This window comes from Parasphingomonas puruogangriensis (assembly GCF_036663635.1).
Classification (GTDB): domain Bacteria; phylum Pseudomonadota; class Alphaproteobacteria; order Sphingomonadales; family Sphingomonadaceae; genus Sphingomonas.
Genome location: NZ_JAXOJI010000004.1, coordinates 387,011 through 406,870, shown reverse-complemented (window position 1 = coordinate 406,870; position 19,860 = coordinate 387,011). Strand labels below are relative to the sequence as shown.

At 64.7% G+C, this 19,860-nt stretch carries 20 protein-coding genes and 1 tRNA gene; 6 read left to right on the top strand and 15 right to left on the bottom strand.

The annotated features are described in order from the left end of the window. Positions 1-437: 437 nt before the first annotated feature. Together terL and U1739_RS13005 are read right to left on the bottom strand one after the other, a co-directional pair. Positions 438-713, bottom strand: a complete 276-nt coding sequence (terL, locus tag U1739_RS13010; RefSeq protein ID WP_332708733.1) for a phage terminase large subunit — start codon at positions 711-713, stop codon at positions 438-440. A gap of 356 nt (positions 714-1,069) precedes the next feature. Continuing rightward, positions 1,070-1,160, bottom strand: a tRNA-Ser gene (locus U1739_RS13005). Positions 1,161-1,254: 94 nt separating this feature from the next. Here U1739_RS13005 and U1739_RS13000 point away from each other — a divergent pair. Then, entirely contained in the window at positions 1,255-2,112 is an 858-nt protein-coding gene (locus U1739_RS13000) for a peptidylprolyl isomerase (RefSeq protein ID WP_332708700.1), read from the top strand. Positions 2,113-2,260: 148 nt separating this feature from the next. Here U1739_RS13000 and U1739_RS12995 read toward each other — a convergent pair whose 3' ends face one another. Genes U1739_RS12995 through U1739_RS12980 form a run of 4 tightly spaced genes read right to left on the bottom strand, consistent with a single transcriptional unit; the run spans position 2,261 to position 5,791 of the window. Further along, positions 2,261-2,842 carry an ABC-type transport auxiliary lipoprotein family protein gene (locus U1739_RS12995; protein ID WP_332708698.1) on the bottom strand — a complete coding sequence of 194 codons (582 nt, stop codon included), beginning with the start codon at positions 2,840-2,842 and terminating at the stop codon, positions 2,261-2,263. 8 nt (positions 2,843-2,850) lie between these two features. Further along, positions 2,851-3,819, bottom strand: coding sequence for an MlaD family protein (locus U1739_RS12990; RefSeq protein ID WP_332708696.1), 969 nt, complete (start codon positions 3,817-3,819; stop codon positions 2,851-2,853). Then, positions 3,819-4,691: an ABC transporter ATP-binding protein gene (locus U1739_RS12985; protein WP_332708694.1), complete on the bottom strand. Its 873-nt coding sequence runs from the start codon at positions 4,689-4,691 to the stop codon at positions 3,819-3,821. The genes U1739_RS12990 and U1739_RS12985 overlap by 1 nt, the downstream gene beginning before the upstream one ends. Further along, entirely contained in the window at positions 4,691-5,791 is a 1,101-nt protein-coding gene (locus U1739_RS12980) for an ABC transporter permease (protein ID WP_332708692.1), read from the bottom strand. The genes U1739_RS12985 and U1739_RS12980 overlap by 1 nt, the downstream gene beginning before the upstream one ends. A 62-nt stretch (positions 5,792-5,853) precedes the next feature. On the opposite strand from U1739_RS12980, the gene U1739_RS12975 reads away from it, so the two are divergent. Next, a complete protein-coding gene (locus U1739_RS12975) occupies positions 5,854-6,504 on the top strand; it encodes an HAD family hydrolase (protein WP_332708690.1) in 651 nt (216 codons plus the stop codon). A gap of 143 nt (positions 6,505-6,647) precedes the next feature. Here U1739_RS12975 and U1739_RS12970 read toward each other — a convergent pair whose 3' ends face one another. From U1739_RS12970 to U1739_RS12960, 3 genes are all read right to left on the bottom strand, one after another. Continuing rightward, complete coding sequence (locus U1739_RS12970; protein WP_332708688.1) at positions 6,648-7,913, bottom strand: DUF445 domain-containing protein; 1,266 nt, start codon at positions 7,911-7,913, stop codon at positions 6,648-6,650. A gap of 215 nt (positions 7,914-8,128) precedes the next feature. After that, complete coding sequence (locus U1739_RS12965) at positions 8,129-11,341, bottom strand: efflux RND transporter permease subunit (RefSeq protein WP_332708686.1); 3,213 nt, start codon at positions 11,339-11,341, stop codon at positions 8,129-8,131. Between the two features lie 3 nt (positions 11,342-11,344). Further along, on the bottom strand, positions 11,345-12,523 hold the full coding sequence (locus U1739_RS12960) for an efflux RND transporter periplasmic adaptor subunit (protein ID WP_332708684.1): 1,179 nt from the start codon (positions 12,521-12,523) through the stop codon (positions 11,345-11,347). Between the two features lie 213 nt (positions 12,524-12,736). On the opposite strand from U1739_RS12960, the gene U1739_RS12955 reads away from it, so the two are divergent. Both U1739_RS12955 and U1739_RS12950 read left to right on the top strand, forming a co-directional pair. Next, complete coding sequence (locus tag U1739_RS12955) at positions 12,737-13,042, top strand: GlsB/YeaQ/YmgE family stress response membrane protein (RefSeq protein WP_332708682.1); 306 nt, start codon at positions 12,737-12,739, stop codon at positions 13,040-13,042. A gap of 96 nt (positions 13,043-13,138) precedes the next feature. Continuing rightward, positions 13,139-13,858, top strand: a complete 720-nt coding sequence (locus U1739_RS12950; protein WP_332708680.1) for an SIMPL domain-containing protein — start codon at positions 13,139-13,141, stop codon at positions 13,856-13,858. A gap of 146 nt (positions 13,859-14,004) precedes the next feature. On the opposite strand, the gene U1739_RS12945 is transcribed toward U1739_RS12950, so the two are convergent. From U1739_RS12945 to U1739_RS12935, 3 genes are all read right to left on the bottom strand, one after another. Continuing rightward, the gene (locus U1739_RS12945) at positions 14,005-14,256 is read right to left on the bottom strand and encodes a GlsB/YeaQ/YmgE family stress response membrane protein (RefSeq protein WP_332708678.1); all 252 of its coding nucleotides are present in this window, start codon (positions 14,254-14,256) and stop codon (positions 14,005-14,007) included. A gap of 154 nt (positions 14,257-14,410) precedes the next feature. Beyond that, positions 14,411-14,710: a CtrA inhibitor SciP gene (gene sciP, locus U1739_RS12940; protein ID WP_332708676.1), complete on the bottom strand. Its 300-nt coding sequence runs from the start codon at positions 14,708-14,710 to the stop codon at positions 14,411-14,413. A gap of 116 nt (positions 14,711-14,826) precedes the next feature. After that, positions 14,827-15,051, bottom strand: coding sequence for a hypothetical protein (locus U1739_RS12935; protein ID WP_332708674.1), 225 nt, complete (start codon positions 15,049-15,051; stop codon positions 14,827-14,829). A gap of 133 nt (positions 15,052-15,184) precedes the next feature. Here U1739_RS12935 and mnmA point away from each other — a divergent pair, with 133 nt between their 5' ends. Further along, a complete protein-coding gene (mnmA, locus tag U1739_RS12930; RefSeq protein ID WP_332708672.1) occupies positions 15,185-16,294 on the top strand; it encodes a tRNA 2-thiouridine(34) synthase MnmA in 1,110 nt (369 codons plus the stop codon). Positions 16,295-16,404: 110 nt separating this feature from the next. On the opposite strand, the gene U1739_RS12925 is transcribed toward mnmA, so the two are convergent. The 3 genes from U1739_RS12925 to pdxH are packed head-to-tail and all read right to left on the bottom strand — an operon-like array spanning position 16,405 to position 18,734. After that, on the bottom strand, positions 16,405-17,199 hold the full coding sequence (locus U1739_RS12925; RefSeq protein WP_332708670.1) for a PhzF family phenazine biosynthesis protein: 795 nt from the start codon (positions 17,197-17,199) through the stop codon (positions 16,405-16,407). A 15-nt stretch (positions 17,200-17,214) separates the two neighbouring features. After that, positions 17,215-18,159 (bottom strand): cation diffusion facilitator family transporter, encoded by a 945-nt coding sequence (locus U1739_RS12920; RefSeq protein ID WP_332708668.1) that lies wholly within the window; start codon positions 18,157-18,159, stop codon positions 17,215-17,217. Then, positions 18,156-18,734: a pyridoxamine 5'-phosphate oxidase gene (gene pdxH, locus U1739_RS12915; protein WP_332708666.1), complete on the bottom strand. Its 579-nt coding sequence runs from the start codon at positions 18,732-18,734 to the stop codon at positions 18,156-18,158. The genes U1739_RS12920 and pdxH overlap by 4 nt, the downstream gene beginning before the upstream one ends. Before the next feature lie 241 nt (positions 18,735-18,975). On the opposite strand from pdxH, the gene ku reads away from it, so the two are divergent. Then, positions 18,976-19,860: a non-homologous end joining protein Ku gene (gene ku / locus U1739_RS12910; protein WP_332708664.1), complete on the top strand. Its 885-nt coding sequence runs from the start codon at positions 18,976-18,978 to the stop codon at positions 19,858-19,860.

Sequence of the window (19,860 nt, the reverse complement as noted above, 5' to 3'; positions counted from 1 at the left end):
CAGGCAGGAAAAGCTGCTGCCGCCGATCGCAACCTTCGATGAAACGCCCCATCACCGGCCTCCCAAATCAGACCATGATCATAGCATATCAGCGCGTTTCCACACAGCCTCCACCACCGTCAGCCGTTCGCTCCGCTGACCTTTCACATGAACAAGCGGGAGCTTACCGCTTGTTGCCGCTCAAAGCAGCCGTTCCGTTATCCACCCTATTCGGACATGAGTCTTCGTCTCGTCGGGTGCTCGATTGTATTGCAGGTGGAGCTGGAACGGCCGATGTCCAGCGTAGATTAAGGTCTGTCATCGCACGCTGTACGATGGCCTCGAGCATCTCGAGCCCGTCTTATGATACGGCGACGGCAAAGCGCTGGTTCGAACAGCTAGCGATGAATGGTGTTCTTACGTCAGCCATCTATGCCTACTTTATCCGGAGAGCCGGTTTACCGATCACCCCGTCGCGAAGGGCGATTTACATACAGCGCTCGTCCAAATTCATCACGCTCGGTCAGCAGCGAGCGCGACCGCCATAGGAAGTATTCCAGGAACTGAGTCATGGTATCGACCTGATCGTCATGCCGGCCGAACGGAAACGCGCGCAACTCGCGCTGGAACTCGTGCAGCCATGGCGCTTCGCGCGGCAGGACACAGATGCCGGCTTCGAGCTGTCCGGTAACGCCGATCAATCGCGTTTCCTTGTCCTCGGTAACGGACCACATAATCGGACGCATCTGACCGCCGGCACGAAAAGATACCCTGTTATTGTTCATAGGGAATTTGCAGCTTGAACCGCGCAAATGCGACCGTCTGCAAAGTGTGCGAAATGCCTCTGGCCTGTTCCAGAATCACTTTTCCCTGTAAATCGGCGGTGATCAGCGAAAATCGTCGCGCCTGCACGAAACGGTACTAGCGGGCAGGTCGACGGAGAAAATGGCTCGAAAGTAGCGCGGAGATTGGAGAAATTTGATCTCTGCGGTACCGAAATCGTGAACACGACTTCACGAATGGCGCGGTTCTGCGCGCTTTTGGCAATGACCTGGAGAGAAATTTCAAGGCTGCCAAATGGCAGACTAGGTGGCGGAGCGGGTGGGATTCGAACCCACGATACGCTTTTGACGTATACTCACTTTCCAGGCGAGCGCCTTCGACCACTCGGCCACCGCTCCGCATGTCCTGGAAGAGCGCTGCCTAGAGCGTCGCGCGGCGCGGCGCAAGGCGGGAACGGTTGCCTTCGTGCGATAGGCTGTGCACTCTCCTCGGATGCTGATCCCCTTCCTGCTCTTCACGGCGCAAGCCGCGCCTGCCACGCCGCCGGCCCCGCCCCTGCCCTCGGATCCGATCGCTGCGGATTGGCGGCCGATCCCCGATGACGAAGTGATGATCATGACGCTGAGTGGCAATCGCCAGGTCGTCATCAGGCTCGCGGCGCGGTTCGCGCCGGCGCATATGGCAAACATCCGCGCCCTGGCGTTGGCGCATTGGTGGGACGCCACCAGCATCTATCGCGTGCAGGAGAATTGGGTCGCGCAATGGGGCGACGCGACCGAGAAGAAAGCGGTGCCGGCCGATATCGTCGCCATTCCGCCGGCTGAATTCGAGATCGCCGATTTCGCCCCTGCCCACACGCTGCCGCGGCCGGATGCCTATTCGCTGTACGCCGGGGTAACCGCCGATGGCTGGCCGATCGCCGGCAACGGGCAGCAGGCATGGCTGACGCATTGCTACGGCATGGTCGGGGTGGGCCGCGACGCGCTGCCCAGCACCGGCAACGGCGCCGAACTGTTCACGCCGATCGGGCAATCGGCACGGCGGCTCGATCGCAACTATACCGTGGTCGGGCGCATCATCGAGGGTATGAAATACATGTCCGCGCTGCCGCGCAGCGACGCGACCATGGGCGTCTACGCGACCGAGGCCGAGCGCACCGGGATCGTCTCGGTTCGCTTGGCCAGCGATATAGCCGCGGCAGAGCGGCCGCATTATGAATATCGCGCGGCGGACAATCCGCGCTTCGCCGCGCTGATCGCGCTCCGCGAACGGCCCGCTCCGCCAACCGTGCGCACCGGGCAGACGGTGTGCGACGTGCCGCTGGCGACGCGGCGTGTGGAAGCGCCTTGAGGTAGCTTTTAGCGATGTGTTCCCCGGCGCAAGCCGGGGCCCAGTCGAGGAACAGCGGTTTCGGGCGTTGCGCGCCGTTACATCTACCTTCGCGACTGGGCCCCGGCCTGCGCCGGGGAAAGCGCGTTGGAAGACTTAAACGAGCGCCTTAACGCCCGACCCAGTCGGCCACGTCGCTCGCGACCTGGTTGGCCGCCTGGTTGACGCCGATGCCGACCGCGGTCGCTTCGATCGCGGTGAGCGGCACGCGCGTCTCGAAGCGGCGCTTTTCGACCACCGTGCCGGTGTTGCGGATCAATGCGGCATCGAAGGTCACGACCGCCTCATTGGTGGTCGCATCGACGCCGAACGCGCGCAATTCGCCCGACAAACGCGAGCCCGGATCGGAGAAGGACTGCGCCGTACTAAGCACGACCCGACCGCTTTTGGCCGCGACGGTATCGGACAGTAACCGGGCGAACAGACGGCCGGGCAGTTCGACCCATTGCGCATCCGGCACATAAGCGAGCGCGGTGTCGCTCGATTGCACCGGCACGCGCGTCGTCGCTAGCGCCTGCGAGAAGGACGGAACTGCGATGGTGATGGTCGGCGCGTTGGCCGAGCTTTGCGTCTGTCCGGCCGGCAGCGCCTGTGCCGAGGTCAGCGTGAGCAATGAGGGCGGCGGCTTGGCGCCGAAGCTGATGCACGCCGACAGCGGCAGGAGAGCGATCAGCGCGAGCGTCTTCTTCATCGGGAGCCTCACTTCTTTTTGCCCTTATAGTCAGGCAGCTTGGGCGACCCGATCAATGTCGAGGCGCCGCCCTGGTCGATCTTCTCCGCCACCGAGGTCAGCGCCGAGGACATCACGCGCAGATCGCGGACGAGCTGCCCGACCTCGGGCACGGTCTGCTTGCTGAATGCCTGCAGGCCGGGCCGCGCATCGCCGATCGCGGCGTTGAGATTGTCCATGCTCGCCTTTGCCGAGGCGACGGCGTTGTTGAGATTGGCCGCCGCCGGGCGGATATCCTCGGCGATCAGGCTATTCGTCGTGCCGGCGAGCACGCCGATCTGCTCGGCGGCGATCCCGGCGCGCTGCACCGCCAGCCGGGTTTCGGCGAGCGTCGCGGCGATTTCGGGCCCGCGATCGGCCAGCGCGTCGGTCAAGCGATTGGTGTTGGCGAGGATGCCGGCGATCGAATTCTGGTTGCGGTCGCTCAGCATGTCGGTGAGCCGCTCGGTCAGCGTCGACAGCCGCTCGAGCAATTGCGGCGCGGAGCTGAGCAGCGCGCCGAGGCCGCCAGCCTTGGTCGGGATCACCGGCACGCCGAAGGGGCAGGCGGCGGCGACGTCGTTGGCTGGGCAGGCGATCGGCGGCGCGCCCTTCTTGGCGCCGTCCAGCTGGATCGTGCTGGTGCCGGTGAAGCTACCTTGGACGGTCGCCGTCGTGCCTTCCAGCACCGGCGTCTCATCCTTGACGGTGATGCGCACGCGCACGAATTGCGGGTCCTTCTTCCACAGCGCAATCTCCTTCACCTGGCCCAGCGGCACGCCCGAATAGGCGACGACCGAGCCCTTGTTCAGGCCATCGACGGATTGCTTGAAGAAGATGTCATATTCCTTCTCCGACGTGCCGTTGAGCCGCGCGATCCACACCGTGAACAGCGCCAGCACGGCGAGCAGGATCAGCACGACGGCACCGACCAGCACATGGTTCGAACGGGTTTCCATCAGCCTTCAGCCCCTGCTACTTTTGCGGCCCCGACCGGCGCGCCGGACTGAGACTGTATCTGCTTGCCGGCCTGCCCGGCCCGTTCTTCGTTGCGCTCGATCGCCGCGGTGGCGGCACGGCCGCGCGGGCCGTTAAAATATTCCTGGATCCACGGATGATCCATCGCCAGCAGCTCCGGAATCGTGCCCACCGCGATCACCTTCTTGTCGGCGAGCACCGCGATACGATCACAAATGGCGTATAATGTGTCCAAATCGTGCGTGATCAGGAAAACCGTCAGGCCCAGCGTCTTCTGCAGCGATTTGGTCAATTCGTCGAACGCCGCCGCGCCGATCGGATCGAGCCCGGCGGTCGGCTCGTCGAGGAACAGCAGTTCGGGGTCCATCGCCAGCGCGCGGGCCAGGCCAGCGCGCTTCTTCATGCCGCCGGACAGTTCGGCCGGAAATTTCGGCCCGGCATCGGCGGGCAGACCGGACATGACGACTTTATAGGCGGCGATCTCGTCCATCAACGCAGGATCGAGGTCGGGATAGAATTCGCGCAACGGCACCTGAACGTTTTCGGCCACGGTCAGCGTCGAAAACAGCGCCCCGCCCTGGAACAGCACGCCCCAGCGTTTGCGGATATCGATCGCGTCGGTTTCCTCGCGCCCGATCGTCTCCTCGCCGAACACGGTAATCTCGCCGGCGAGCGGCGTCTGCAGCCCGACGATCGAGCGCATCAGCACGGACTTGCCCGTACCGGAGCCGCCGACCACCCCGAAAATCTCGCCGCGGCGCACGTCGAGATCGAGCCCGTCATGCACGATCTGCTCGCCAAACCCGTTCTTCAGCCCCCGCACGGTGATGATATTGTCGTCGTCGGCCGGCATCAGATCCACCCCACCCAGGTGAAGAACACCGCGAAGAACGCATCCAGCACGATCACCAGGAAGATTGCCTGCACCACCGCGGCGGTGGTGCGGATGCCGACCTGCTCCGAGTCCGATTCAACCGACATGCCCTGGAAGCAGCCGGAAATGGCGATGATCGCCCCGAACACCGGCGCCTTGACGAGGCACACGTACAGATCGGTGATCGGCACGACCTCGCGAATGCGCTGGATGAAGGTGACCAGCGGAATGTCGAGCGACACCCAGCATAATATGCCACCACCGACGATCGCAATCAGCGAGGAATAAAAGGCCAGCAGCGGCATCATCATGACCACGGCCAAGGTGCGCGGGACGACCAAAGCCTCCATCGGCGACACGCCGATCGTGCGCATCGCATCGACCTCTTCCGTCAGCTTCATCGTGCCAAGTTGCGCGGCGAAGGCCGAACCGGAGCGACCGGCGACCATGATCGCGGTCATCAGTACGCCCAGTTCACGCAGCGTGAGCCGCCCGACCAGGTTGATGGTGAACACTTCGGCACCGAACTGCCGCAGCTGGACAGCGCCCTGCTGCGCGATGACGATGCCGATCAGGAAACTCATCAGCCCGATAATGCCGAGCGCCGAGACGCCGACCACCTCGAAGCGCATCACCGTGGCATTGAAGCGGAAGCGGCTAGGATGGCGCAGCAATGTCCCGAACGCGATCACCGTCGCGCCCATGAAGCCGAGCAGCCCGTACATCGTGTGGAACGCGACCATCGTCGCATCGCCAATCTCGCCGAGCACGCGCGAGAAGCCACTGCCCTGATCGGGCCGCATCGCCACCACCTGGTCGGCATTCTTGACCTGGGTCAGCAAATGCCGCTGATCGTCGTCCAGCCCGGCAATCTCGACATTCTTTTCCGCGGCAAAGCGATGGACGATCCACGCGCCGACCGTATCCATGCGCTCGATCCCGCCCAAATCGAGTGCCGAGACGGCCCCGTCATAGGCGCGCAAGCGCTGCGCGAGATCGCCGATCCGCGCCAGCGTGAGATTGCCGCTGAATTTCAGGACGCCGGAATCGTCGGGCGAGAAGGTGGCGGTCTGACTCATCGGCTCAACCCATGCTGCAATCGCGCTGGATCGGCAAGCGCGTTGCGGCGTAAGGACCCTGCATGTTGAACATCGCCATCTACGATATGGACAAGACGATCACCGTCGCGCCGACCTGGACCGCCTTCGCCGTCGGGGCAGCGCCGAAGTGGCGGCTGGCGCTGCTGCCGCTCGCCGGGCTGGCCACCGCGGCCTATGGCGCCAAGCTGATCGATCGTGCGCGGCTCAAGCACCTGACGCAGCGCCTGTTGCTCGGCCATACGCTGGCCGAGGCGCGCGCGACTGCCTCGGCCTCGCGCTTCGCCGGCCGCGTCGCCGTGTTTCCCGGCGCTGAGGCCCGCATCGAACAGGATCGCGCCGCCGGATACCGGCTGGTCATGGCCACCGCCTCATACCGCTTCTATGTCACCGCGATCGCCACGCGGCTCGGCTTCCACGACGTCATCGCCACCAATTCGCATGCCACTGACAGCGGATCGGTACGCGCCGGGATCGCTGGGGAGAATTGCTACGGCCCGGCCAAATTGCGCATGATCGAGGCCTGGCTGGCCGAAGACGGGATCAAGCGCGAGGATGCGCACATCCGATTCTATTCGGATCACGTGTCCGATGCGCCAGCCCTGGAGTGGGCGGACGAGGCGTTCGCGGTCAATCCCCACGCCCCGCTGCGCGCGCTGGCCAAGGTCAAGGGCTGGACGATTATCGACTGGTAGGGTCTCCCCTCCCTGCTCTCACCACCCAGCGGACGCCGGGGGCCAGTCGCGACGTCCAAGCAACGTTGCGCAGCGCGCCGTTACATCCATCTTCCCGACTGGGCCCGGCGTCCGCCGGGGTGGTGCTAACAAAGGTCGCCCCCCTACAGCCACCGATCCGCAGCATGGATCGCCAGCCCAACCAGCCCGCCGACCAACGTCCCGTTGACGCGGATATATTGCAGGTCCTTGCCCACGGCATTTTCCAAGCGCCCGGTGATCGTCTGCGCGTCCCAGCCGCGCACCGTTTCCGACACCAGCCGCACGATCGCATCGCCATAATCCGCCGCGGTGCCGACCACCGCGCGGCGCACGAAGCGGTTGATCGTCGCACGCAGCCGGGGATCACGCTGCAGCGTTTCGCCCAGTTGCCGCAGCGCTTCGCCGACCTGCCCGCCAAGCAGCTTCTCGGGATCCCGCGCAATGCGCAGCATGGCCATGCGCGCCTGTTCCCACAGGCCGTTGATCCAACGCTGCATCGCCGGATTCTCAAGCATCGCGAGCTTTAGCGCGTCGACCCGCCCGGCCATGGCCGGCGAATGCTGCAGATCGTCGGCCAGCGTCGCCAGTGCCTCTTCGGCGCGGCCGCGCAACGGATGCTCGGGGTCCTCCTCCATCTGCTGCAACAGGCCCTTGAGCCCGTCGATAATCTTGTTCGACAGCGTCTCATCCAGCCCGGTCCAGCGCATCACCGCGCCGGCGCGTTCGTGCACCATGTTGCGCACCAACTGCTCGTTGGTTTCCAGAACTTGCGCCGCCGCACGCACGATGCCGTCCAGAATCGGCAGATGGCGGTTGTCCGCCATAGCTGCGCTGAGCGCCTGACCGAGCAAGGGCGCGAGCTTGAGGCCGCGCACCTGCTGCACCATCGCACCGCGCACCATGCCGCCCAGCCGTTCCTGATCGAGCGACTGCAACACCTCGATCGCCAATCGCGAGGTGCCGCGCGTGATGCGCTTGCTCGACGCCCCGGGATTGGCCAGCCAAGCGCCGGCTATGCTGGCGATATCCATCCGCCGCATGCGCCGCGAAATCACCACGGGCGTGAGGAAATTGTCGCGCAGGAATGCCGCCAAGGTGTCGCCGATGCGATCCTTGTTGCGCGGGATGATCGCGGTATGCGGGATCGGCAGACCGAGCGGGTGGCGGAACAGTGCCGTCACCGCAAACCAATCGGCCAGCCCGCCGACCATCGCCGCCTCGGCAAAGGCGCGGATATAGCCGTAAGCCGGATGGGCATCGCCAAGCGCACGCGTGGCGAGGAAGATCACCGCCATCGCTACCAGCAAGCCGGTAGCGACAATGCGCATCTGCCGCAGGCCCTGCGGCGGCGGCTCGGAAATACGGGGCGCGCGTGACAGCAGCTTCATGGGAAGACCAATCCCCGAAACGGGCGATTGTTCAAGTGGCTTGGCTTAATCCTGCCAGACCTTGCTGTGATTCAACCACGCGACCCTCACCTGACCTCCCGCGAAAGCGGGAGCCCAGGGTTTCCAACGCCGTCGCTTGTGGCCCTGAGCCCCCGCTTTCGCGGGGCAACAGGAGATACAGGCTCGAGCGGATAAACGCCGCGCCAGCGTCGTCGCTATTCTGCCGGTTGCGGCGCATCGCCGCCGGGTAGGCGCGGCCGCCCGCCGGGCAACGTTGCGTGCGGATCGTGGTCCAGCACTGGCTTGCCGTCGTCGCCCGGTTTGAAGGAGATCAGCCGGCTGCCAAGCTTGCGCCCGATCGCGCGTTCCACGCCCAGCGCCAGGCTGAAGCTCGATGGCACGATGAGCAGCGTCAGAACGGTCGACAGGATCAGCCCGCCCATCACCGTCACGCTCATCGGCGCCCGGAACGAGGCATCGCCGGTCAGCGCCAGCGCCGTAGGGATCATGCCGGCGACCATCGCCACGGTGGTCATGACAATCGGCTGTGCGCGCTTGTGCCCAGCATCAAGGATCGCATCAAAACGCCGCACACCCTTGCTCATCTCCTCGAGTGCGAAATCGACCAGCAGAATCGAATTCTTCGCGACGATGCCGAGCAGCATCAGCAACCCGATATAGACCGGCAGTGATACCGACATGCCGGCGATTTTCAGCGCGATGCATGCCCCAAGCGGTGCGAGGAACAGCGACCCCAGATTGACGAACGGCGGCAGGAAGCGGCGATATAGCAGCACCAGCACGGCGAACAGCAGCAGGAAGCCGGAAGCGACCGCGATGATGATGTTGGTCACCAATTCGGCCTGCGCCTTGGACTGGCCGACGGTCAGCCGCGACACACCGAGCGGCAGGTTCTTGATCGAAGACAGCGCATCGATCTGCTTCATCGCCACGCCTTCGACGATGCCGGGCGAGAGATCGGCGCCAATCGTCAGCTGGCGCTGCTGCGCGATACGTTCGATCTCGGTCGGTCCGGCGCCGAAGCCGATTTCGGCGACCACCTTGAGCGGCACCGATCCGCCGGTTTGTGTCGGCACGGCGAGATTCTCGATATTGGCCAGCCGCTCGCGTGCATTCTGGGCAAAGGCGACGCGGATCGGGATCTGCCGGTCGCTCAGCGAATAGCGCGCCGAATTCTGGTCGATATCGCCCATCGTTGCCACGCGGATCGCATTGGACAAGGCCGAGGTGGTGATGCCGAGATCGGCGGCGAGGTTGAGCCGCGGGCGGATGACGATTTCGGGCCGGTTCAGCCCCCCTTCGACGCGCGGCGCCTGCAGCACGCGCAGCCCGGTCATCTGCGCGACGATCTGGTCCGCCGCCTGCTGCAGCAATTCGGGATTGTCGCTGCCCAGCGTGATCGAAAGATCGCGGCTCGGCCCGCCCCAGCCATTCTGGTTCTGGAACGACACACGAGCATCGGGGATCGCCGCGAGTTCCGGCGCGACCGAGCGTTCGAACTGCGTGCTGGTCTGTGTGCGGTCCTTGGCCAGCGTCACCGTGACGCGACCTTCGCCGACGAAGCTGCGGGCATAGACCGACGTGACTATCGGTTTGTGCGCCGCGAGCATCTGCGCGACCTGATCCACCACCTGCTCGCTGCGTTTCAGCGTCGAGCCCGGCGGCAGCGCGATCGTCACGGTCGAACGGTCATTGTCGCGCGGCGGCTGGAATTCCTGCGGCAACGTGGCGAAGATCACCACCGTCAGCACCAGCGCCAAGCCGGCGATGCCCATCACCCACACGCGGTGATCAAGCAGCCGCGCGTAATAGCGCGCGAAACCGCCCCGCGCCTTGGCCGCGCGCATCCGCGTGAGATCCACCGTCCAGCGCAACGTCTTCATGTACAGCTGCATGACCAAGCCATCGGGCTTGGTGCTCTCGCCGTGATGGCGCAGGAAATAAGCTGCGATCATCGGCGTCACCATACGCGCGACGGCCAGGCTCATCAGCACCGCGGCGACCACGGTAAGCCCGAAATTCTTGAAGAACTGGCCCGAAATGCCAGGCATCACCGACACGGGCAAAAACACCGCGACGATCGACATGGTCGTGGCGAGCACGGCCAGGCCAATCTCGTCGGCAGCATCGATCGATGCCTGATAGGCGGTCTTGCCCATTTTCATGTGGCGCACGATGTTTTCGATCTCCACGATCGCATCGTCGACCAGCACGCCCGCCACCAGGCTGAGCGCGAGCAACGTCATCTGGTTGAGGCTGAAGCCCATCAATTCCATGAAGAAGAAGGTCGGGATGGCCGACAGCGGGATGGCCAGCGCGGAGATCGCCGTCGCGCGCCAGTCACGCAGGAACAGAAACACCACGAACACCGCAAGCACGGAGCCCTCGATCATCGCATCGATCGCTGCGTGATAGGCCGCTTCGGTATCATTGACGCTGGTCGACAGCATCTCGAAGCGCACCTTGGGGTTGCGCTCCTCGAGCTCCTTCAGTTTTTCCTCGGCGGCGTGGAATACCGTGACGTCCGACGCGCCCTTGGAGCGCTTGAAATCGAACGATACCACTTGCTGCCCGTTGAAAGCGGCGCGCGAGGTCTGCTCGGCATAGGCATCCCGCACGTCGGCGATATCGGCCAGCCGCACGGTGCGCCCCGTCCCCAAGCTGATCTGCGTATCGGCCAGCGTCCGCACGTCGATGGCATTGCCCAACACGCGTACCGATTGCTCGGAACCGCCGATCTGCGCCTTGCCGCCGGTGGCATTGACGTTGACCTGCCGCAATTGCGCGTTGACCGCCGGTGCGGTCAGGCCAAGCGCCTGCAATTTGACCGGATCCAGGATCACGCGGATCTCGCGGCTTACCCCGCCATTGCGCTCCACCCCGCCCATGCCGGGGATCGACAGCAATTCCTTGGCCACCGTATCATCGATGTACCAGCTCAATTGCTCGACCGTCATGTCGCTGGTGATCGCGGAGAAATTGGCGATGTCGTTGTCCGACGTATCGACGCGGCCGATCTGTGGCTCGAGAATACCGTCGGGCAAGTTGCTGCGGATCTGCGTGATCGCATCGCGCAGGTCGTTGACCGCGCGATCGATGTTGGCGCCGATCTTGAGCTGCAGCACGGTTTGCGAACTGCCCTCGGACACGGTTGAGCGCAGTTCGTCGACGCCCTGCACATTGCGCGCCGCCGCCTCGACCCGCTTGGTCACCTGCGTCTCGAGTTCGCTCGGCGCCGCGCCCGGCTGGCTGATCTCCACATAGGCGATGGGGAAATCGATGTCCGGGTTCTGGTTGACGTCGAGTCGCGTAAAACTGACGATCCCCGCCAGCGTCAGCGCGACGAACAGCACGATCGGCGGCACCGGGTTGCGGATCGACCAGGCCGAGATGTTGCGGAAGCTCATGGCTTAGCCCTTGCTAGCCGGCGCGCTGACCACCGGATTGATCTTCTGCCCCGGATTAAGGAACGCGCCCGCAGACAGCACGACGCGTTCGGTGCCGCTCAGCCCCGAAGCGATCGCCACGCCGGCATCGGACACCGCGCCGACCGTCACGGCACGCCGTTCGACCTTATTGCCGGCGCCGACGATGAACACGTAATTGCCCTTGTCGTCGCTCAGCACTGCCGATTCCGGCAGCTGCGGCGCCTGCGCGCCACCGCTGGTGATGTCCGCCGCGGCGAACCCGCCGGGCCGCAGCGCCGGATTATAGGACAAGGCGATCCGCGCGATGCCCTGCCGCGTCTGCGGGTCGATCACCGGCGAAATCTGCCACACCTGGCCCTTGAACGATTGAGCCCCGCCGACCGGCGTCACATTTGCCTGCACGCCGACATGCAGGCCGGCGAGATCAGCCTCGCTGAGCAAGGCGCGCATTTCCATTTCGCCACCCTTGGCCATGCGGAACAGCACGCCCGAGCCCGAACTGACGATCTGGCCCGGCTCCACCGCGCGCGTCAGGATCAAACCAGCGGCCGGCGCCCGAATATCGAGCCGGCCGTTGCGCGCATTCTGCTCGCCGAGCGAGGCTTGCGCGACGCTGACCCGCGCTCGCGCCGCGTCCCGCGTCGCGGTGCGGCGTTCCAGATCGGCCTTGGAGATGAAGCCGCGATCGACCAGTTGCGCCGCGCGCTTCACTTCGGATTCGGCGATCGCCAGATCGGCGCGCGCGACATTGATCTGCGCGGCGAGGCTCGCCGCGGTCTGCGCCTGGACCGACCGATCGACCGTCGCCAGCACCTGCCCGGCGCCGACCCATTGGCCCGGCTCGACCAGCACACGCGTCACCAGACCGCCCTCGCCGGCCACGCCGACCGGCATTTCGCGTCGCGCCGCCAGCGTGCCGGTGGACGAGAGGATGCGAGCGACCATCTGGCGCCCCGGCACCGCGACCGTCACGCTCGGTGCGGCGGCCGCGGTCTGCGCGGGGGGCGCCGGCTTGGCGCTGCCCTTGAACATAAAGTAGGCGCCGACGGCCATCACCAGCAGGACAGCGGCGGCGATCCACCACTTGCGCTTCGGCCGCGCGGCATCGCCGGGCAGCGCCAAGCGCCCGTCATTGTCGAACGTCGCCGATTCGTAGTTCATGCGTGTCACTTTCCCATCCGCCCCCGGCAACGCCGCCTGACACGGACTGTATTAGCGAAATAAGGCACCTGCCTCAAGGCTCTTTTCGCACCGCCGCACATTTGCCTTCTGGCGCTTCAAATCACAACAGCGAACACTGCCCATGCGCGCAATTGTGCGCAGCTCCTGGCCAGAAACGTATTGCTTTAGCGCCAGTGTCACGCGACGATCCTGGTGGGTCCGCAACTCATGCTGACCCATGACATGGAGATTGCGATGCTTGCTGACGGTATTCTCGGGTGGCTGTTGATCGGCCTTGTTGCCGGCATCTTGGGTAAGATCATCATGCCGGGGCGCGATCCCGGCGGCTTTGTGGTGACGATCCTGATCGGTATCGCCGGCGCCTTGCTCGGTGGATATCTTGCACCGCTGTTGGATTGGACGCCCAATGCGACCTGGGAACGCTATGCCGCCGCCACTGGCGGCGCAGTGATTCTGCTGGCGCTTTACCGGCTGATCATGACGCGGCGGGTTCGCTGAACGCCAGGCGACCAACCCGTTCAGCCTGCGTTGCCCGGTGACGGGCACAAAGAAAGCGACCCGGCCAGCCGGCCGGTTTCTCGACAGGAGTTCCCGATGAAGTTGCTTGCGACCGCCGCCATGATTGCCGCCGCCCCCTTTGCCGCCGCGGAGGCGCAAATTGCGCCCTCGGTCGTGCCGATGATCCAAGCCGACGGCACGGTGCTCGACGTGACCGCGACCGGCGAGACGACACGCGTGCCCGACATCGCGACGATCCGCGCCGGTGTGGTGACGCAGAATGCCAATGCCGCCAGCGCGTTGGCCGACAATGCCGAGCGCATGACCCGTGTGCTGGCGGCGTTGAAGCGCGCCGGTGTCGCACAGCGCGATATCGCCACCGCCAATGTCAGCCTGGCGCCGCAATATCGCTATGGCGAGAACGTGCCGCCGGTGATCACCGGCTATCAGGCGAGCAACACCGTATCGGTGCGGTTCCGTGACATCGCCAAATCAGGCGCGATCCTCGATGCCTTGGTCAAGGAAGGATCGAACCAGATCGACGGGCCGAACCTGTCGCTCGACAATCCCGATGCGGCGCTCGACGAGGCCCGCGCCGACGCGGTCAAGCGCGCCCGCGCTCGTGCCGAGCTCTACGCCAAAGCGGCTGGGATGACCGTCGTGCGGGTCGTGTCGATCGCGGAGAATGGTGAAAATGCCGGCGGCGCGCCGCAGCCGATGGCGTTCCGCATGGCCAAGGCCGCCGATTCCACTCAGATTGCGGCTGGCGAGACGGATGTCACGGTAACGCTTAGCGTGCGCTTCCTGTTGAAGTAACCGCCTCGCCCACCGTCATTCCCGCGTAGGCGGGGATGACGGTAGCGGTGGGATCGTCGCGATCCTGACGCCAAACAGGACCAGTGCCATAAAAAAGGGCCGCCCGGTTGCCCGGACGGCCCTTTCTGTCGAACTGGTCGGATCGCTTAGCGAACGCTGCCGCGACGAACCAGGTTGACGATCGCGAGGAGGATGATCGCGCCGACCAACGAATACAGGAAGGTCGTGACCGTCACGACCTGGTTGATCCCGCCGCCGAAGAGGAACGAGGCGATCACCGAACCGATGATACCAACGACGATGTTGAGCAGGATCCCCTGCTGTCCATCGGTGCGCATGACCAGGCTCGCGAGCCAGCCGACGACGCCACCAACGATAAGCCAGATGATGATACCCATTTTGTTGTCCCTCTGTTTCCACCCGCCGATCGGGCTACGGGAGGGAATACTCGTAAGGCCGATTATTTGTTCCGGTCCCGGTCTGTTTTAGACACGAAACAGAAACGGCCCGCTCCTGGCACAGGAACGGGCCGTTATCGATTCCAGGGTCGGATCAGTATTTTTGCTGGCGGTCGTAGAGCGAGCGGTAATGCTGGATCCGCGTCACGCGCAGCCCCGGCATGCCCGAGCGGTCGATCGCGCGCTGCCAGCCGGCAAACTCCTCGACCGTCAGACCATAGCGATCGCACACTTCGTCGACCGACAGCAGCCCGCCATTCACCGCCGCGACCACTTCGGCCTTGCGGCGCACCACCCAGCGCGTCGTTTCCGGCGGCGGCAGGCTATCCAGCGTCAGCGGCTCGCCCAACGGTCCGATAACCTTCGCAGGGCGGATTTTCTGGTTTTCGATCATTTCAACCTCGGATCGGGGCGGGGGCCCCCGTTCAAATTCAAGCGATTGTTATTGTAAGAAACGGCCATACACTCCGGACTTGAACGCCCGCTAAAGCGGCTCGGTAAACATTGTCTTCACATCTCCCTCCAGCGGACCAAAGCTGCGGCGACCTGTTCGTTAAATGCGCCGTGCCCGGGGGCGAAGCGCGACGTCGCCATCGGCAATGGCAGTCGCGCTTGCGACAAGGCCGTCGGACTTGCCGCCTGTCGTGCGGCAATGCCGACCATCATCACCGCCAGATCGGGCGGCAGGATGGTGAGCGATGCATCATGCTCGAAACGGGAAAAACTCAGGTCCACTCAAACGCCTTGCACGGTAGGAGATGAGCACTGTTGTTACGGGGTTAGTCTGAAGGCCGGGTAAAGGCGGTGAAAATCCTTTGGCAAGCTAGTGTTTTGCAATGGGACAGATCGGGGTTTAAGGCGCGTTTCCATGACCGATATCGGCGATTTTCAGCTCGGCCCCGAGCTAAGGGGTAAACGAATCGTTGTGGCGATGTCCGGCGGCGTCGACTCGTCGGTGGTCGCGGGACTCGCCGCGCGGACCGGCGCGGAAACGATCGGCATCACGCTGCAGCTCTACGATCATGGCGAAGCGGTCGGGCGATCGGGCGCGTGTTGCGCCGGGCGCGACATTCGCGACGCGCGCGCCGTATGCGATCGGCTGGGCATTGCCCATTACGTTTATGATCACGAATCGAGCTTCCGCGAGCAGGTCATCGACGGGTTCGCCGACGAATATCTCGCCGGGCGCACGCCGATCCCCTGCGTACGATGCAATATGGGACCGAAATTCACCGACCTGTTCGCGCTCGCGCGCGAGCTCGGCGCGGATTGTTTGGCAACCGGACATTATGTCCGCCGCGTCGAGGGTGCGCACGGCGCCGAACTGCACCGCGCGGTCGATCCGGCGCGCGACCAGAGCTATTTCCTCTTCGCCACGACGCAGGACCAGCTCGACTACCTACGTTTTCCCTTGGGCGGGCTGCCCAAGGCGCGGGTGCGCGAGCTGGCCGCCGAACTGGGGCTGAGCGTCGCCGCCAAGCCCGACAGCCAGGACATCTGCTTCGTGCCGGACGGCGACTATGCCAGCCTGGTCAAGAAATTGCGCCCCGAGGCGCAGGCCGGCGGGGCCATCGTCGATCTGGCCGGGCGGCAATTGGGCGAGCATTCGGGCATCGTCAATTTCACCGTCGGCCAGCGCCGCGGGCTGGAGATCGGCGGCAGCCCCGAGCCGCTGTACGTCGTGCGGCTGGAACCCGAAACGCGCCGTGTGGTCGTCGGCCCGCGCATCGCGCTGGCGGTGGATGGCGCGCGGCTGACGGAGATCAATTGGCTCGGCGGCGATCATGTCGGCCCGCTGACAGTGAAGGTGCGCTCGATGGCCAAGCCCGTGCCGGCGCGGCTTGAGGCCGGCCGGGTGCTGTTCGACGCGCCCGAATATGGCGTGTCACCGGGCCAGGCGGCGGTACTGTATGACGGTGAGCGTGTGCTCGGCGGCGGCTGGATCGCCGATACCGAGCGCGCCAAGGTCGCCGCATAGCCTGCGGTTCTCCTGCGAAAGCAGGAGCCCAGGGCTACAGGCGGTGTACCATGGGGCCCTGGGCCCCTGCTTTCGCAGGGGAACTGGATCATCTGATGCGCGGGCAGCGACTACAGGAAGAACGTACCTTCGATCGTGGTGACGCACTGGCCACCGAGGATCACGCGATCCCCCTCCAGTCGACACGCCAGATGCCCGCCGCGCGCGCTGGCTTGGAAAGCGGTAAGATGGTCGCGCCCCAAACGCTTGGCCCAATAGGGCACGACCACGGCATGCGCCGATCCCGTCACCGGGTCCTCGTCAATCCCGCCGGCGGGCGCGAAGGCGCGGCTGACGATGTCGGATTCTTCGCCCGGCGCGGTCACGATCGTCAGCCAATCCCCCTGGCGGGCAAGCGCGCGGAAATCGGGAGCGACCGCGCGCACCTGTTCGGCGCTTTCCAGCACGACCACGCCGTAACGGTGATGATGCCACAAGGTTTCGACCACGCTATCGACGCCAAGCGCGGCAACGATCTCCGGCAGCGGTTTGGCGCTCGGCTCCCACGCCGGCAGCGCGAGTTCGTAGCCGTCATCGACGCGCGCGACCTGCAACACTCCTGCCTGACGCGTACGGAACGTCACCCGGTCAAGCGCCGTGTCGGACGACAACACGAAATGCCCGCTAGCCAGGGTAGCATGGCCGCACATTACCACTTCGTTGGTCGGCGTGAACCAGCGTAGCTCGAAATTTGCCGCCCCACTTTCGTCCGGCAGCAGGAAGGCCGTCTCGGCGAGATTGTTCTCCGCGGCGATCGCCTGCAGCACGTCGTCGTCGAGCCATGCGCTGAGCGGCATGACCGCGGCCGGATTGCCGGTGAACGGCGCGCTGGCAAAGGCATCGATCTGGACGAACGGAATTCTCATGCGTGACGGCCTTTTCTACAGGCGTTTGCCGAACCAATGCGGCGTGACGTCCGCCTCGATCAGGGGATTGTCGGTATCGACATGCCCCTCGGGATCGAGATGGATCAGCACCTCGACCTTGGGATAGGCGCGGCGCAGCGCGCGCTCGACACCCTCGACGATATCGTGCGCGGCGAACACGGTGAGATCGCGCGCGACCTCCATGTGGAACTGCGCGAAATCGTGGCTGCCAGAGCGGCGCGTGCGGAAATCATGGATGCCCTTAATCCCGGCCTGGCGCGCGGCGACCTCGATGAAGCGCGCGCGCTGCTCCTCCGGCCATTCCTTGTCCATCAACTGGTCGATCGCGTTGGACGAGGCGCGAAACGCCCCCCAGGCGAGCCACAGCGCAATGATGATGCCCATGATCGGATCGGCACCGCGGATGCCGACATATTGATCCAGGATCAACGCCACGATCACCGACCCGTTGAGCAGCACGTCGGACTGGTAATGCATATTGTCGGCCATGATCGCGACCGAGCCGGTCTGCCGGATGATGCGCCGCTGATAAGCAAGCAGCATCACCGTCGCCAGGATCGCGACCACCGACACGCCGATGCCGAAATCGGCGTCCTTGGTCGGCGCGGTCTCGCTAAAGGCCAGGATGGCGCGCCACGCGATGCCCACCGCCGAGGCAGTGATCAGCATGACCTGGAACAGCGCCGCCAGCGCCTCCGCCTTGCCGTGGCCGAAGCGGTGGTCGTGATCGGCCGGTTCGGCGGCAAGCTTCACTCCGTAGAGAGTGACCAACGACGCGAGCAGATCCAGCGCGGTATCGGCAAGCGACCCCAACATCGCCACCGAACCGGTATGCCAGGCCGCGAAGCCCTTGAGCAGCAACAGGAAGCACGCCATGCCGACACTGGCCAGCGCGGCGCGCACGGCAAAGGGTATGGCGCGGCGTTGTTCATCGGTCATGGGTAGAGCATCCCCTCGCTCCAGCCTTCGTCGGTACGCGTGAAGACGCGCCGTTCGTGCAAGCGGTGCGCGCGATCCTGCCAGAATTCGATTGCTGTCGGCGTGACACGGTAGCCGCCCCAGTGCGGCGGGCGTGGTACGTCGCCGCCGGCGAAGCGCTGTTCCATTTCCGCGAAGCGCGCTTCGAACGTGGCGCGATCGGCCAGCGGGCGCGACTGATCCGAAGCCCAGGCGCCAAGCTGCGAATCGCGGCTGCGGCTGGCGAAATAGGCGTCGGACTCGGCGTCGCTAGCCTGCACGAGCGCGCCTTCGATGCGGATCTGGCGACGCAGCGACTTCCAGTGGAAGAGCAGTGCGACATTGGGATTGGCGGCGATCTCGCCGGCCTTGCGGCTTTCGCGGTTGGTGTAGAACACGAAACCGTCGGGGCCATGGCCCTTGAGCAGCACCATGCGCGACGACGGGCGACCGTCCGCGGCGACGGTGGCCAGCGCCATCGCGTTGGAATCGTTGAGCTCGCTGGCGCGCGCTTCGACATACCAGGAATCAAACAGGGCGAAGGGATCGGTGGCCATGCCGTTGCTTTAACGCGGGCACTTGCTTTCGTCACCCCGGCACCGCCGCAGCTTGCCCACCGTCATCCCAGCAAAAGCTGGGATCTCGGCCGGCTGGCGCGGGACAAAAGCCGCGTGAGATCCCAGCTTTCGCTGGGATGACGCGTGTGGTTGGAAAGACAGCGCCGGGGGCGACGGGAACCGACTCCCTCGCCGATGATTGAATCGGCTACGTAACGCTCTCGAAAATTGGGACATGAACATGGCCGCACGCGCCTATTGGCAGGGACAGATCCGGCTCGCTTTGGTCTCGATCCCGGTGGAGATCTATTCGGCGACCAAATCGGGCGCGGCCGTCAGCTTCAAGCAGATCCACGAACCGACCGGCAAGCCGATCCACTACGAAAAGGTCGTCACCGGCGTGGGGCCGGTGGATACCGACGAGATCCGAAAGGGCTTCGAATACGAAAAGGGCGAATTCGTGCTGCTCGAGCAGGACGAGATCGACGCAGTGAAGCTCGAATCGAAGAAGACGCTGGAGCTGACCCAGTTCGTCGATGCCGACGAGATCGACGTGCTTTATTACGAGAAGCCCTATTTCGTCGTGCCGGCGGACGACCTGGCGGAGGAAGCGTTCATCGTTCTGCGCGAAGCGCTGCGTTCGACGCGCAAGGTCGGCCTCGGACAGTTGGCGATGCGCGGGCGCGAATATATCGTGTCGCTGAAGCCGTGCGGACGCGGCATGGTGCTGGAGACGCTGCGCTATGCCGACGAGGTGCACAAGGCGCAGGGCTATTTCCGCGATATCGGCGACGACAAGCCCGATGCCGATCTGATGGATTTGGCGGAGGCGTTGATCGCCAAGAAGACCGCCAAATTCGATCCGGCCGGGTTCCACGATCGCTATGTCGATGCGTTGAAGGAACTGGTCGAGCACAAGAAAAAGGCCAAGGGCCGCAAGATCATCGAGGATGATAGCGACGAGAAGCCGGGCAAAGCCTCCAACGTGGTCGATCTAATGGCCGCGCTCAAGAAGTCGATGGGCCAATCGGGCGGCGCGGCGAAGGAACCGGCCAAGACCGCGGCCAAGAAACCGGCGGCGGAAAAGGCGCCGACCAAGCGCGCACCGGCGAAGAAGCGTGCGTGA

Coding starts and splice junctions, on each gene's coding strand:
- terL (WP_332708733.1), bottom strand. CDS start 713: ATGTGGTCCGTTACCGAGGACAAGGAAACGCGATTGATCGGCGTTACC.
- U1739_RS13000 (WP_332708700.1), top strand. CDS start 1,255: ATGCTGATCCCCTTCCTGCTCTTCACGGCGCAAGCCGCGCCTGCCACG.
- U1739_RS12995 (WP_332708698.1), bottom strand. CDS start 2,842: ATGAAGAAGACGCTCGCGCTGATCGCTCTCCTGCCGCTGTCGGCGTGC.
- U1739_RS12990 (WP_332708696.1), bottom strand. CDS start 3,819: ATGGAAACCCGTTCGAACCATGTGCTGGTCGGTGCCGTCGTGCTGATC.
- U1739_RS12985 (WP_332708694.1), bottom strand. CDS start 4,691: ATGCCGGCCGACGACGACAATATCATCACCGTGCGGGGGCTGAAGAAC.
- U1739_RS12980 (WP_332708692.1), bottom strand. CDS start 5,791: ATGAGTCAGACCGCCACCTTCTCGCCCGACGATTCCGGCGTCCTGAAA.
- U1739_RS12975 (WP_332708690.1), top strand. CDS start 5,854: ATGTTGAACATCGCCATCTACGATATGGACAAGACGATCACCGTCGCG.
- U1739_RS12970 (WP_332708688.1), bottom strand. CDS start 7,913: ATGAAGCTGCTGTCACGCGCGCCCCGTATTTCCGAGCCGCCGCCGCAG.
- U1739_RS12965 (WP_332708686.1), bottom strand. CDS start 11,341: ATGAGCTTCCGCAACATCTCGGCCTGGTCGATCCGCAACCCGGTGCCG.
- U1739_RS12960 (WP_332708684.1), bottom strand. CDS start 12,523: ATGAACTACGAATCGGCGACGTTCGACAATGACGGGCGCTTGGCGCTG.
- U1739_RS12950 (WP_332708680.1), top strand. CDS start 13,139: ATGAAGTTGCTTGCGACCGCCGCCATGATTGCCGCCGCCCCCTTTGCC.
- U1739_RS12945 (WP_332708678.1), bottom strand. CDS start 14,256: ATGGGTATCATCATCTGGCTTATCGTTGGTGGCGTCGTCGGCTGGCTC.
- sciP (WP_332708676.1), bottom strand. CDS start 14,710: ATGATCGAAAACCAGAAAATCCGCCCTGCGAAGGTTATCGGACCGTTG.
- mnmA (WP_332708672.1), top strand. CDS start 15,185: ATGACCGATATCGGCGATTTTCAGCTCGGCCCCGAGCTAAGGGGTAAA.
- U1739_RS12925 (WP_332708670.1), bottom strand. CDS start 17,199: ATGAGAATTCCGTTCGTCCAGATCGATGCCTTTGCCAGCGCGCCGTTC.
- U1739_RS12920 (WP_332708668.1), bottom strand. CDS start 18,159: ATGACCGATGAACAACGCCGCGCCATACCCTTTGCCGTGCGCGCCGCG.
- pdxH (WP_332708666.1), bottom strand. CDS start 18,734: ATGGCCACCGATCCCTTCGCCCTGTTTGATTCCTGGTATGTCGAAGCG.
- ku (WP_332708664.1), top strand. CDS start 18,976: ATGGCCGCACGCGCCTATTGGCAGGGACAGATCCGGCTCGCTTTGGTC.